The organism is Thermoactinomyces sp. DSM 45892 (assembly GCF_900107305.1).
GTDB lineage: Bacteria > Bacillota > Bacilli > Thermoactinomycetales > Thermoactinomycetaceae > Baia.
Genome location: NZ_FNPL01000016.1, coordinates 1 through 13001, shown reverse-complemented (window position 1 = coordinate 13001; position 13001 = coordinate 1). Strand labels below are relative to the sequence as shown.

The window sequence follows — 13001 nt, the reverse complement described above, 5'->3', positions numbered from 1 at the left end:
GGTAATTTTTTTGAGGTTGGGGGGCGGAGTCTCATGGATTGGTCGGTCTGGTTACAATACGGAATGGATGTTTTAAAGTCGGTTGGGGACGTTGGATGGGTTTGGGTTCAGATGTGGGAACAGCCGTGGTGGATGATTACATTTGTATTACCATTTATTCACATCTTCTCCCTTGTGTGGCGTGAATATCGCTTATATGGAAGAACGATTGAATCCCCAATCCGTTTGTTATTGCGAACTTGCTTAATCGGGATTGGCTGGGGCTTAGTAATTTCCCTTGCTTGGATGTCATTTTCTTTTGAAATTACAGCCCAGCAGATTGTGTATGTGTGGTGCGTATGTTTTGCTGTTTCGTTATTTCGCCTTCGTTTTGCAGGCTTTTCTTATGCAGTTGGTTTATTATCAGTGGTAAGCCTTGTTCTCGCGGCAAATCCGGAGTTCCGATTGGCGACTGAATACGAATTATGGTTAGAGCCGATTCGGACTTTTGCTATCTTAGATTGGATCATGATTGTAGCAAGTGCTCAACTAATTGAGTGGGTACTTATTCGGTTAGAAGGGGATCGAGGCATGCTTCCCATCGAGATTAAGCAGAATCATGGACAAGTGGTAAGCGGATACCTCTTAAGTCGTGTGTGGACTCTATTTTCCATCATTCAAACCTCAAGTGGTTGGTTACCATTACCGATTTCCCTTGGGTTCTCTAGTAATAATTGTACAAAATCGTTAGCTCGTCAGCAAAGGTTAACGTCTACATATGTCTTGATACTTTCTGCCTTGATATTTGTAAGTAGTTGGATCTCCCTACAGTGGCAACCTTTTATCTGGATCGCATCGATGTTAACGTTGGCGGGTCGTGAATGTATCTATTTAAGTGAAAAATATAGAGAGAAACGAAAAGAGCCTGTATTTGTATCGGATGAGCGGGGAGTGAAGGTGCTAGCTGTCGTACCAGAGACCCCTGCTGCGGAGATGGGAATCCGTCCTGGATATACGATTCAAAAGGTAAACGGAATTTGTGTAAATACGATGGATGATATGGAAAGTGCATTGGCGACCTCTGCGTATAGTAAGTTTGAATTACTAGATGAACGAAATGATTTTCAAATCCTGCATACAGCGATTTATGAGGATACGCCGAAGCATCTAGGTATGATTGGAGCTATACCGGCATCGGTTGAGAAGAGCCAAGAGATCGTTCAGGAAGTGGAGGAGCAGATGAGTACAGGAGCCTAAGAGTTCCTTTTATCGGTTACGTTAGGAGTAGTGCGCTCCTAGCGTTTTTTACTTCTTTCGGTATGAAATGATATAGATTAGAGAATGATTGTAAAGAATCAAAAGAACTTATGTTCGTATAGAGATAAGTTATGATATAATTTTTTCTATGAGATTTGGAAACGGAGGTGACTACCATGCAAAAGAATGTATTCCAACTTATGTCAGAATATAAACCGCAAGGAGATCAGCCTCGTGCGATTGAGCAGTTGACAGAAGGGATTCAATCTGGCAAGAAGTTTCAAACGCTATTAGGAGCGACCGGAACGGGGAAGACGTTTACGATTGCTCAGACCATTGCTCGTGTGAATAAACCAACACTGGTAATCGCCCATAATAAGACACTCGCGGCCCAGCTATGTGGAGAACTAAAAGAGTTCTTTCCGAATAATGCTGTCGAGTATTTTGTAAGTTATTACGATTATTATCAGCCTGAAGCATATGTTCCCTCGACGGATACCTTTATCGAGAAGGATTCTTCTATTAATGATGAGATAGATAAATTACGCCACTCTGCTACGAGTGCTTTATTTGAGCGCCAAGATGTCATTATCGTGGCAAGTGTTTCCTGTATTTATGGCTTGGGGTCCCCTAAGGAATACGGCGATTTAGTGTTGTCGCTTCGAGTGGGGATGGAGCGGGAACGTAACGAGATTTTGCGTAAACTCGTAGACATCCAATACGAACGAAATGATATCAATTTTACACGGGGAAGCTTTCGTGTCCGGGGCGATGTGATTGAGATTTTCCCAGTTTCCAAGAGTGAACAAGCAGTTCGAGTCGAATTCTTTGGTGATGAGATTGAGCGTATTCGTGAAATCGATGTGCTTACAGGAGAAATCATAGGAGATCGTGAGCATGTAGCGATCTTTCCGGCTTCTCACTATGTAACGAGTGCTGAAGTGATGGAACGAGCGATTCAAACGATAAAAGAAGAGTTGGAGATCAGGTTAGAAGAATTCCGAGCTGATAACAAACTATTAGAAGCACAGAGACTGGAACAACGTACCCGTTACGATATTGAGATGATGAGAGAGATTGGCTTCTGTTCAGGGATTGAAAACTACTCCCGTCATTTGATAGGCAATCAGCCAGGAGAAGCGCCGTATACGTTAATCGACTTTTTTCCAGATGATTTTTTAATTGTGGTGGACGAGTCCCATGTGACGATTCCACAAATTAATGCGATGTACAACGGTGACCAAGCACGAAAGGGTGTATTGGTAGAGCATGGATTCCGCTTACCATCTGCTAAAGATAATCGACCTTTGAAGTTTGCAGAGTTTGAGCAGAAGATCCATCAGTTGATTTTCGTCTCCGCTACTCCAGGAGGATATGAACTTGAGAAGGCTCCTGAAGTAATCGAACAGATCATTCGCCCGACAGGCTTACTCGATCCTGTGATTCACATTCAACCGATTAAGGGACAGATTGATCACTTGATTGGTGAGATTCACAAGCGGATTAAACGAAATGAACGTGTGTTGGTTACGACACTTACAAAGAAGATGTCTGAGGACCTAACGGATTATCTAAAAGAGATCGGGATTAAAGTGCGATATCTTCATTCCGATATTAAGACGATTGAACGGATGGCGATTTTACGGGATCTTCGCGTTGGAGTGTTTGATGTATTGATTGGGATTAATTTATTACGGGAAGGCTTAGATTTACCAGAGGTTTCGCTAGTCGCCATTCTTGATGCAGATAAAGAGGGATTCCTTCGTGCGGAGAAGTCCCTCATTCAGACGATCGGCCGAGCAGCGCGTAATGCAAATGGCGAAGTGATCATGTATGCAGACAAAATAACCCGATCGATGGACGTTGCGATTCGAGAAACCGAGCGTCGCCGTTCCATTCAGATGGCTTATAACGAAAAGCATGGCATTACACCGACGACGATTCAGAAGAAGATTCGTAATGTCATTGAAGCGACGAAAGTGGCAGAGAGTGAAGAAACATATGCTACCAGTAAAACGGGCAAAAAGCTATCGAAAGCGGAGCGAGTGAAACTGATTGAACAGACAGAGCATGAGATGAAGAAGGCGGCAAAGGAACTGCAATTCGAACGAGCAGCAGAATTACGTGACTTGCTGATTGAATTAAAAGCAGAGGGAGTATAACACGCATATGGCTCAAGATTCTATCGTAATCCGTGGGGCGAAGGTGCATAACCTCAAAAATATCGATGTTACTATCCCACGTGATCAATTTGTAGTTTTAACGGGTTTAAGTGGTTCAGGAAAGTCATCGTTGGCATTTGATACGATTTATGCAGAAGGACAGCGTCGTTATGTAGAGTCGTTGTCGGCTTATGCTCGCCAATTTCTCGGACAGATGGATAAACCTGATGTAGAGGCGATCGAAGGTCTCTCTCCAGCTATCTCGATTGATCAGAAAACGACAAGCCGCAACCCCCGCTCTACAGTAGGGACTGTGACAGAGATTTACGACTATCTACGTCTTCTCTTTGCTCGTGTTGGGAATCCTCATTGTCCCGAGCATGGTATTGAGATTGCATCACAAACCGTACCGATGATGGTGGACCGAATCATGGAATTGACTGAGCGTACACGGATTCAAATTTTGGCACCGATTGTAAAAGGGCGTAAAGGTGAGCATGTCAAACTCCTGAAAGAGATAGGACGTCAGGGATTTGTGCGGGTACGGGTGAATGGTGAACTGGTGGAGATTTCCGAGGAAATTCAACTGGAGAAGAATAAAAAGCACTCGATTGAAGTGGTTGTGGATCGGATTGTGATCAAAGAAGGTATTGAGACAAGATTAACGGATTCTATTGAGACCGCACTCCAATTATCAGATGGGGAAGTACTCATTGATGTGATCGATGGCGAGGAATTAATGTTTAGTCAGAATCTGGCTTGCCCGATCTGTGGATTTAGTATGGATGAGTTATCGCCGAGAATGTTTTCTTTTAACAGTCCTTTTGGTGCTTGTGCTACTTGTGATGGTCTGGGGAATCGAATGGAGATTGATCCTGATCTTATGATTCCAGATCGTTCTTTGTCCCTGCGCGAGGGGGCGATTGAACCTTGGTTCTCCTCTCCTAACTCTTACTATGAGAAGTTGTTGACCGCGGCCTGTGAGGCATTTGGAATCGATATGGATACTTCTTTTGAGAAATTGAGTAAAAAGCATCAAGACATAGTCTTATACGGATCAAAAGAGAAGTTTCGCTTCCTCTATCAAAATGATATGGGCATGTCCCGGGAAATGGATGCTCGTTTTGAAGGTGTTATCACCAATATGCAGCGCCGTTATCGAGAGACGAGCTCTGAGATGGTAAGAGAGCAGTTAGAGTCTTATATGACAGCGAAGCCTTGTCCAACCTGTAAGGGTGCACGTCTTCGTCAGGAGATTCTTCATGTAACGGTTGGTGGAGAGAATATTCATTTTGTGGGCTCTTTATCGATCGCTGATGCGTGGGAGTTCTTTGATCAACTGCAATTATCAGAGAAGGATACACAGATAGCTCGTCAGGTAATGAAAGAAATTAAGGACCGTCTTGGTTTCTTGGTTAATGTGGGATTAAATTATTTAACCTTGAATCGTGCGGCGGGAACCTTATCAGGTGGAGAAGCCCAACGGATTCGGCTGGCTACCCAGATCGGCTCTAGTTTAATGGGAGTCCTCTATATTCTCGATGAGCCTAGCATCGGACTGCATCAACGAGACAATACTCGCTTGATTGAAACCTTAAAAAGGATGCGTGATCTAGGTAATACGCTGATTGTGGTGGAGCATGACGAAGATACAATGCTAGCCGCTGATTATATCCTTGATATTGGACCGGGTGCAGGTGTTCATGGGGGTGTGGTAACCGCTGAAGGGACTCCTCAAGAAGTGATGGAGAATCCTGAGTCTTTGACTGGTGCTTATTTAAGTGGCCGCAAGTTTATCCCCTTGCCAGAAGAGCGTAGAGAAACGAGTGAGAAGTGGCTAGAGATAAAGGGAGCAAGTGAAAATAACTTGCGTAATGTTTCGGTGAAGATCCCACTTGGTGTGTTTACTGCAGTTACAGGGGTATCCGGTTCTGGAAAAAGTACCTTAATCAATGAGATCTTGCTAAAATCGTTGTCACGCGAGTTACATCGTTCTAGGGTTGTTCCGGGTCAGTATAAACAAATTATTGGTTTAAAGCAGTTGGATAAAGTAATTAATATCGACCAATCGCCTATCGGTCGTACCCCGCGGAGCAATCCAGCTACGTACACTGGCGTGTTTGATGACGTACGTGATGTCTTTTCGGCCACACAAGAGGCGAAAGTGCGTGGTTATCAGAAAGGACGATTTAGTTTTAATGTGAAAGGTGGACGTTGTGAAGCTTGTCGTGGGGATGGGATTATTAAAATAGAGATGCATTTCCTGCCTGATGTCTACGTCCCGTGTGAAGAGTGTAAAGGAAAACGCTATAATCGCGATACGCTAGAGATCAAATATAAAGGGAAAAATGTATCCGATGTCCTTGATATGACCATCGAAGATGCGCTTGCTTTCTTTGAAAATATCCCCCGTATCAAGAGAAAGCTACAAACGTTGTTTGATGTGGGCTTAGGTTATATGAAGCTGGGTCAGCCAGCTACCACTTTATCGGGTGGGGAAGCCCAACGGGTGAAGCTCGCTTCTGAACTGTACAAACGGAGCACAGGACGCACCTTATATATCTTAGATGAGCCTACAACGGGCCTTCATATCGATGATATAGCTCGCTTGCTGGTGGTGCTACAACGACTCTGTCAAAATGGGGATTCCGTGCTGGTTATCGAGCACAATCTGGATGTGATTAAAACAGCTGACTATATTATTGATCTCGGTCCAGAAGGAGGAAGCGGAGGCGGGAAGATTATCGCCAAAGGGACTCCTGAGGAAGTCGTGAAGGTGAAGGGGTCTTACACTGGACAGTATCTAGAGCCGATATTGAGACGGGATCGGGAGCGGATGGAGCAGGCTACCCAAGATGAGACTGCGGTTGCGTTGTCGTGAGAGTACTTGATTGAGTTAGTCCGGAGCATGTATCTGCCCACAGCTCAAATAGTGATTCTGTGAAGATGTGGTTGCTTTGAAATTTGAACAAACATACCCCTATGATCAATCTTGATCGTAGGGGTATAGTATTAGATTCATCTACTTTTTGACTACTGCATGACCACCGAACTCGTTACGTAGGGCGGCGACTACTTTTCCGTGGAAGGTGTCATCTTCTAGTGAGCGGAAGCGCATGAACATGGATAGGGCGATGACAGGGGCGTTTGCTTTCAGATCAAGGGCGGTTTCGACGGTCCATTGCCCTTCACCAGAAGAATTCATCACCCCTCGGATTTGCTCTAGTTTCGGATCTTTGGAGAAGGCGTTTTCCATGAGGTCCATCAGCCATCCACGAATGACGGAACCATTGGCCCATACTCGTGATACTTCTTCAAAGTTATAATCAAACTGGCTTTTATCTAGAATCTCAAATCCTTCTGCGATGGCTTGCATCATGCCATATTCAATTCCATTATGTATCATCTTAAGGAAGTGACCACTACCTACCTTCCCAGTATATAAGCATCCTTTCTCAACCGACAAATCATGAAACATATCTTTCACATGATCCCATGCCTCTGGAGAACCCCCAACCATGAAACAGCCACCTTCTAGAGCGCCAGAAGTGCCCCCAGAAGTACCCGCATCCATATAGTGAATACCTTGGGTCTGGAGTCGTTCTCCTCGTGAAAGGGTATCTTTATAGTGGGAGTTTCCGCCATCGATCACGATATCACCGGGTTCTAGATAGGGAATCACTTGATCAATTACCTGATCCACAATTTTGCCTGCAGGCACCATCATCCAGACCGTGCGTGGTTTGTGAAGTTTGCCTACCAGCTCTTCAATGGTAGTAGCTGGGATGGCTCCGTAGCTTGCTAACTCCTTTGCAGGCTCTGGCGATACATCGTACGCAATCACTTCATGACGATGACTTAACATATTTCGTACTAAATTGAAACCCATCTTACCGAGACCAATCATTCCTAATTGCATAATCGTTCACCTCATAATCAACTTTAGGTATGGAAACATGTATTATTAGAGAGTAACATAAAAGTAGGAAAAAGAAGAAGCATACTTCCATATAGAGTCTGCTTTTTCCTTAAAACTATACCTTATAAGCGTCTTTTGCTTCAGAAAGGGTATAAGAAAGATAAAGTATTTACGAAATGGGGTATGTACCATGACTTGGATTTTCCGGCTTTTGTTAAATGCCGTTGTAATCTTCCTTATTGCTCACTTTGTGCCTGGTATCAGCGTTGGTGGAGCTGGAACCGCATTAGCGGTGGCTTTGGTTTTGGGACTGGTTAATCTCTTTATCCGTCCTATTATCTCATTCTTATCGTTACCCATACAAATCCTAACATTAGGCTTGTTTACCTTGCTAATAAATGTAGGAATGCTATACCTAACCGCATTTATAGTCGATGGATTTGAGATTCAAAACTTTATTTCTGCGATCATTGCATCGTTGATTATCAGTGTAACGTCTTGGATCATTGGCCTCATACTAGATTGAAATAAAACAGGATTCCTCACTCAACTAGGGAATCCTGTTTTTCCATTTGTGACTAAGATTATTTTTGTTTACGACGACGTGCAACAAAGAAGAGACCTGCTCCTACCATGAGGACAGCCGCGCCTGCAACGGTAGCGATTGGATAGCTAGTAGCAGTTTTCGGTAGTGTCCCCCCTTGGCCGTTTGTAGCTGCTTTTTTGGTTTCTTTTTGCTCAGTGGCGGCTTTTTCTGGAGTAGCTTCTTTCTTAGATGGTGCTTTTTTAACCGTAGCTTTGCTTTCTACTGGTTTTGTAGCTCCGCCTTTTCTTGTATCGATTTCTAGTACAACGAAGTCTTCATCGTTACCTACTTCTAAATCGTCTATGGTTCCAATAAAGCCTACAGCCACATGATAGACACCCGGTTTTACATTTTTAAAGGTGAAGGTTTGAGTGAATCTGTTTTGACTTTGTTTTTCATCTGTAAATGATACTTTTTCCGAACCTGGTTTATATCCATCTGCGTACCAAAGGCCTTTAATATGTTTTGCATTCGTTATAGAGGCAGTTATAGTAAGAGTACCATCTTTAAATGAAGCTTTTGCATACAGTGAAGGACCTTTCGCTTCATCTTCTTTTTTATCAGCTGGTTTACTTGTTCCAGGTGTGGACGGATTGGTATTAGGTGTTTCACCTGGTGTACCATCCGTCTTCCCATCGGTTTTGTCGTTAGCTTTGTCGCCTGTTTTTTCTTCTGTCTTATTGCTCGTTTCGGCAGCTTTTTTGTCTTCTGGTTTTACTTCTGCTTTCTTATCTGCTTCCGTCCCTTTTGTATCTTCCACTTTCACTTCTACTTTGGTTTCCGGAGCTGTTTCTTTTTGCTCAGTAGGTGGGGTGGCAGGTGCTGGTTTAGTTTCCTCTGCTGCTACAACGTCTTGAAAAGCGGTAACAGAAAGGGCTAGTGTTGCAAGTACTGCATATGGTTTTGTCATACGTGCCATAAATAGTCATCTCCTAGAATAATGTATAAAATGAGTTCTACATATTTTATATCGAAATACTTTTCTTTTTTGTGTCATAAAAAGTGGTTATTTAATTGATTTCACATTTTGTTCATATTTAGTTGGATAATTTATTACATGTAGGAGTTGGGTATTATATAAAAAGAATCCCTCATGCTAAGGTAAGGAATTCTTTTTGTATAATATGATAACAGGTGTCTTTAATGACGAGTTACAGAATGCAGCTGTTCTCTTCGTGCTATTTATTTCGAATTTCAATTAACTCAGATTCGATAATATATCGATTAGGTGCACTACCTAACATATTAAATGGATGACAAGTAACTAAGGTAAGAATCGGTTTATCTTTTGTGACGATAACCGTCCGATCTTCCTTGGATGTAACCCGCATTTTCCGTACCTGGTAGATAAAGAGGTGATTGTTATAATCAATAATTAATGGATCTCCTACTTTTAATTCGCCCATTCCTCTGAACTTGGTATCACGATGACCAGATAGAACAACATGTCCAGTTTCACCTGGCTTTACTGTTTTATCATCCGTCTTCGGATCGTTATCTTCTATATAGCTTCCAACCCCTTTTTCAAGTGAATTGGAGTCTGCCCCATATACAACTTCTAGCGTCTTTTTTAGACGGGGAATGCTTAGTTTAGCGATCATATCTCCTCTATTATGTTTGAGATCAGATGGGATCCCTTTTGCAAGAGCAGGTTGTGGAGAAGTATCGTTTCCTTGTTTATCAATCTTACTCATGACAGCCTCCTCATAGGGTACAGAAGAAGTACTTTCACTCCACCAATTATATGCGTTCCATCCAAGAACCGCCGTTCCCGCTATGATTAATAACCAAGATAGTATTCGAATGATGACCACTCCTTCATTTCAATGGTATGTAGTTTTATGTTGATTGTCTAGTGTAGGAAAAGGCAATTTTCTTGATTCACATTTATAGAAAAAGCATACCCACAATAGGTATGCTTTCTTTCTACTTACCAATAACCAAGATTATTGTTGTTTTTGTTTACGACGACGTGCTACGAAGAAGAGACCTGCACCCACCATTAGAACTGCTGCACCCGCAACAGTAGCGATTGGATAGCTAGTAGCGGTTTTTGGTAGTTTACCACCTTTGGCATCTTCAATGGCTTTTTTCGTTTCTTGTTTTGTCGCTTCTTTTGTAACAGGCTTTTTGACTGGAGTAACTTCTACAGCATCTTTATCTGAACCAGTGCTACCTGCTTTTTTTACTACAACTTTCATAACATCAAATGTAGATTCTTCTTTGCCATCAACAGTACCTTCAAAAGCCAACATTACATAGTAAGTACCAGGTTTTAGATCTTTGAAGGTAAACTTGCTTGAGAGGCCACCGTTTTCAATTATTTGACTATCAACGATGGTTTTATTAGGTTCTCCATTTTTAAAGAACTCAGTATTGGTGTTTACTATAGCGACCCAGTCGCCTTTTGCCTTCTTAGCACCATTAAGTTTACCAGTTACAGTGAGAGTGCCATTTTTTACTGCTACTGTTGTAGCAAGAGACTTAACCAAATCATCCCTAACGAGTCCTTTGATAGGAGTTCCATTAGAAGTTCCTTCAAATTGGATTAGAACATAGTCAGCACCTGGTTCAGCAGCAGCTTCAAGAATTTTCTTTGCGAAATCTTGGTTTGAGTAGTTAAATTCGACAGAAGATCCACCTTGTGCAGAGAAGACCTCTTTTTTACCAATAAACAACTTCCAAGTGCCTTTTGCTTCTTTAATGCCCTTAAGTTCTGCCTTTAGAATTGTTGCGGTTTCAGTTATGGAAATCTCCACTTGTTTAACTTCTTTTTTCTTATCAGCTACTTTATCTTTTTCAGCGGCTGGAGTAGTGGATGTTTTACCTTCGGTTGCTTTTTTATCTTCAGCCTTAGCATCGGTTTTGCCTTCAGCTTTTTTGTCTTCAACCGTAGTGCTTGTTTTACCTTCCACTTTGGTATCAACTGGTGTTTGCTCTGTAGTAGCAGGAGCAGTCGGGGGATTAGCTGGTTTGGTATCTTCAGCTGCTACGACTCCTTGGAAAGCAGTTACAGAAAGTGCTAGTGTCGCAAGTACTGCGAATGGCTTTGTCATACGTTTCATGAATGGTCATCTCCTATATTATAAAAAGTAAATAGTTCCTCATAATATATATCGTAATCATCTTCATTTTTGTGTCCTGATTTAGCTCGATATTAACAATTTCACATTTTGTCCAATAAATAACTTGGAGACAAAGAAAGGTATAAGTTTCGTGTACGAAGCTTATACCTTCAAACTGTATTGCTTTAGAATTAGCTGGTGATTGTTAGCCTAACTATTTAACACCTTCACAAGTGACTGTGCCGGACGAGCCTTCAGTTGACAGTAACAATAATTTATATTTGTTTCCAGAAGAAGCTTTTACAACGGTTGAAACTGTACCAGTGTCACTACCAAAATTGCCTTTGTCAACCTGTTTGTGTGTGTCGGACGACTTATGCTCATTTAGAAGGAAAGTCCCTTTGCCTGAATCAGTTTTAATCGTAAATTTTATTTTCGGATAAGAAGTGGAACATTCAGTATGCCATGTTTTGATGGGCGGCACCGGGATGTTCCAACCACCACCATCACCACTACCACTAGGCTTTTCAATGTTAAAGGACCAACTGGTAGCAGCGTAAGCGCTTGATACGCCTGCTCCTAAGAATAGGGTGCATGCTAATGATGTGGTTGCAACAAATTTCGTTAGTTTCTTCACTTTTGCAGTTTTCATCTTAAAATAATTCCTCCATATGTGTCTATTTTATAATTCACTTAAATATAATAGATGTATATTTTTATATTTTCAACATCTTTTTTATAATTACGACTTTAACTCTATTTTGGTCCAATCCTTTACTCCTAAATTTCTTGCGTCCTTACTCTCTTCAAATTTGGAGAATGGAACTTTTGGAAGTTTATCTAATCCACCTATATCTCCAGAATAGAGCCACCTTTCTCCTTTTTTCTCCACATAAATACCTTTTATAATTTCGTTTTTGGTTGCCTTTGGTGAGAAGTATACATACACTTTCTTCTTATTAGGATCATTCGTATCTGTTGAACCAATCCAAGCAGTGCTCGGAATTGTAAGATAGGCCTCTATATCTTTTAGACCCTCCTTGGTAATCTTTTTCCCTGTTAATTGCATTAGCTTTGTTAAGTCTCGATCTTTTTTAGCATACATTTCGGTTACGTAATCTAAAGCAACTTGTTCTTCTTTAGAGATACCGGAAAAGAGAAGATATACCATTAATGACAGAACAGAAACGATACCAAATAATACGATTATTATTTTGTACATAATTAGTAATTTTACAAATGACTAAGTATTATTATGATATTTGGGCATTTGTAATATTCGAAATGGAAGGTGTGTGTAATAATTGAGATTTGTAACGAAAGTGTTTTTTGTGTTATTACATGTATTATGTTTGTTAGTAACATCAGTTTCATTCTTTTATCTTATTGAAGTGGTGACAGGGGATTTTAGCTCGATGCCCTATAGTTTTATAATCTTAGCACTAAGTCTGTATATAGGTGGATGGTTGATGCAAAGAGTGAGCGTAAGTGAGTGGATTCTCACAGATTGGATTGGTCTTTTTGTATCTTTTGTTGAAATTGGTTATATTTATTTTTACATAACAATTAATTTTATAATTTCTAAAATTAAAGGTTACAGAGGGACTTACCGTGAGTATGTAGATAAGTATTATCGTAATTATGTAGATAAGTATTTTACAAGTAAAAAGAAATGAACTAAGTAGTGCCTGAAATAGGGGGGAGACGAACACTGTATTTTCACTGGGGAGGGTTTGGTGCTGACAGTAGTAAGCATCGTCCACTCTTTGGTCTACCATGGTCTTGGTTGTCTTGGTGGTAAAGATCAAACGAAATAGGGAGTGCCACAGGCGCTTCCTATTTTATAAAAAATATCTACTCTAAAGGTGATGAATTTGTCTTTTATAGAAAAAAGAGATTTTAGAGAGTCTCACTATCCTTTTGTATTCCTTACAAATCCTGGATAGGCTACAGTAAGTTAGACAGAAAAAATAAGGTCAGGTAAACTTGTTTCAACAGGAGAAACGAGGGAACGATTATGACCAGAAAACCAA

At 41.3% G+C, this 13001-nt stretch carries 11 protein-coding genes; 5 read left to right on the top strand and 6 right to left on the bottom strand.

Going from position 1 to position 13001, the window contains the following annotated elements; genetic code table 11:
* Positions 1-33 precede the first annotated feature (33 nt).
* From BLU58_RS12910 to uvrA, 3 genes are all read left to right on the top strand, one after another.
* Entirely contained in the window at positions 34-1236 is a 1203-nt protein-coding gene (locus tag BLU58_RS12910; protein WP_093292726.1) for a PDZ domain-containing protein, read from the top strand.
* Between the two features lie 176 nt (positions 1237-1412).
* The gene (gene uvrB, locus BLU58_RS12905) at positions 1413-3398 is read left to right on the top strand and encodes an excinuclease ABC subunit UvrB (RefSeq protein WP_093292724.1); all 1986 of its coding nucleotides are present in this window, start codon (positions 1413-1415) and stop codon (positions 3396-3398) included.
* Between the two features lie 7 nt (positions 3399-3405).
* Positions 3406-6279, top strand: a complete 2874-nt coding sequence (gene uvrA / locus BLU58_RS12900; protein WP_093292722.1) for an excinuclease ABC subunit UvrA — start codon at positions 3406-3408, stop codon at positions 6277-6279.
* Positions 6280-6420: 141 nt separating this feature from the next.
* On the opposite strand, the gene gnd is transcribed toward uvrA, so the two are convergent.
* Entirely contained in the window at positions 6421-7317 is an 897-nt protein-coding gene (gene gnd / locus BLU58_RS12895) for a phosphogluconate dehydrogenase (NAD(+)-dependent, decarboxylating) (protein WP_093292720.1), read from the bottom strand.
* Positions 7318-7507: 190 nt separating this feature from the next.
* On the opposite strand from gnd, the gene BLU58_RS12890 reads away from it, so the two are divergent.
* Positions 7508-7843, top strand: a complete 336-nt coding sequence (locus tag BLU58_RS12890) for a phage holin family protein (RefSeq protein WP_093292718.1) — start codon at positions 7508-7510, stop codon at positions 7841-7843.
* Between the two features lie 58 nt (positions 7844-7901).
* On the opposite strand, the gene BLU58_RS12885 is transcribed toward BLU58_RS12890, so the two are convergent.
* The 5 genes from BLU58_RS12885 to BLU58_RS12865 all read right to left on the bottom strand — a co-directional run bounded on the left by BLU58_RS12885 (position 7902) and on the right by BLU58_RS12865 (position 12190).
* Positions 7902-8822, bottom strand: coding sequence for an LPXTG cell wall anchor domain-containing protein (locus tag BLU58_RS12885; RefSeq protein ID WP_093292717.1), 921 nt, complete (start codon positions 8820-8822; stop codon positions 7902-7904).
* 259 nt (positions 8823-9081) lie between these two features.
* Positions 9082-9597, bottom strand: coding sequence for a sortase (locus BLU58_RS12880; protein WP_093292714.1), 516 nt, complete (start codon positions 9595-9597; stop codon positions 9082-9084).
* A gap of 252 nt (positions 9598-9849) precedes the next feature.
* A complete protein-coding gene (locus BLU58_RS12875) occupies positions 9850-10968 on the bottom strand; it encodes an LPXTG cell wall anchor domain-containing protein (RefSeq protein WP_093292711.1) in 1119 nt (372 codons plus the stop codon).
* A gap of 214 nt (positions 10969-11182) precedes the next feature.
* On the bottom strand, positions 11183-11620 hold the full coding sequence (locus BLU58_RS12870; protein WP_093292709.1) for a hypothetical protein: 438 nt from the start codon (positions 11618-11620) through the stop codon (positions 11183-11185).
* 90 nt (positions 11621-11710) lie between these two features.
* The gene (locus BLU58_RS12865; protein ID WP_093292707.1) at positions 11711-12190 is read right to left on the bottom strand and encodes a hypothetical protein; all 480 of its coding nucleotides are present in this window, start codon (positions 12188-12190) and stop codon (positions 11711-11713) included.
* A 247-nt stretch (positions 12191-12437) separates the two neighbouring features.
* On the opposite strand from BLU58_RS12865, the gene BLU58_RS16135 reads away from it, so the two are divergent.
* Positions 12438-12644: a hypothetical protein gene (locus tag BLU58_RS16135; RefSeq protein ID WP_143123786.1), complete on the top strand. Its 207-nt coding sequence runs from the start codon at positions 12438-12440 to the stop codon at positions 12642-12644.
* The last annotated feature ends 357 nt before the right edge of the window (positions 12645-13001 follow it).

Coding starts and splice junctions, on each gene's coding strand:
- BLU58_RS12910 (WP_093292726.1), top strand. CDS start 34: ATGGATTGGTCGGTCTGGTTACAATACGGAATGGATGTTTTAAAGTCG.
- uvrB (WP_093292724.1), top strand. CDS start 1,413: ATGCAAAAGAATGTATTCCAACTTATGTCAGAATATAAACCGCAAGGA.
- uvrA (WP_093292722.1), top strand. CDS start 3,406: ATGGCTCAAGATTCTATCGTAATCCGTGGGGCGAAGGTGCATAACCTC.
- gnd (WP_093292720.1), bottom strand. CDS start 7,317: ATGCAATTAGGAATGATTGGTCTCGGTAAGATGGGTTTCAATTTAGTA.
- BLU58_RS12890 (WP_093292718.1), top strand. CDS start 7,508: ATGACTTGGATTTTCCGGCTTTTGTTAAATGCCGTTGTAATCTTCCTT.
- BLU58_RS12885 (WP_093292717.1), bottom strand. CDS start 8,822: ATGGCACGTATGACAAAACCATATGCAGTACTTGCAACACTAGCCCTT.
- BLU58_RS12880 (WP_093292714.1), bottom strand. CDS start 9,597: ATGAGTAAGATTGATAAACAAGGAAACGATACTTCTCCACAACCTGCT.
- BLU58_RS12875 (WP_093292711.1), bottom strand. CDS start 10,968: ATGAAACGTATGACAAAGCCATTCGCAGTACTTGCGACACTAGCACTT.
- BLU58_RS12870 (WP_093292709.1), bottom strand. CDS start 11,620: ATGAAAACTGCAAAAGTGAAGAAACTAACGAAATTTGTTGCAACCACA.
- BLU58_RS12865 (WP_093292707.1), bottom strand. CDS start 12,190: ATGTACAAAATAATAATCGTATTATTTGGTATCGTTTCTGTTCTGTCA.
- BLU58_RS16135 (WP_143123786.1), top strand. CDS start 12,438: ATGCAAAGAGTGAGCGTAAGTGAGTGGATTCTCACAGATTGGATTGGT.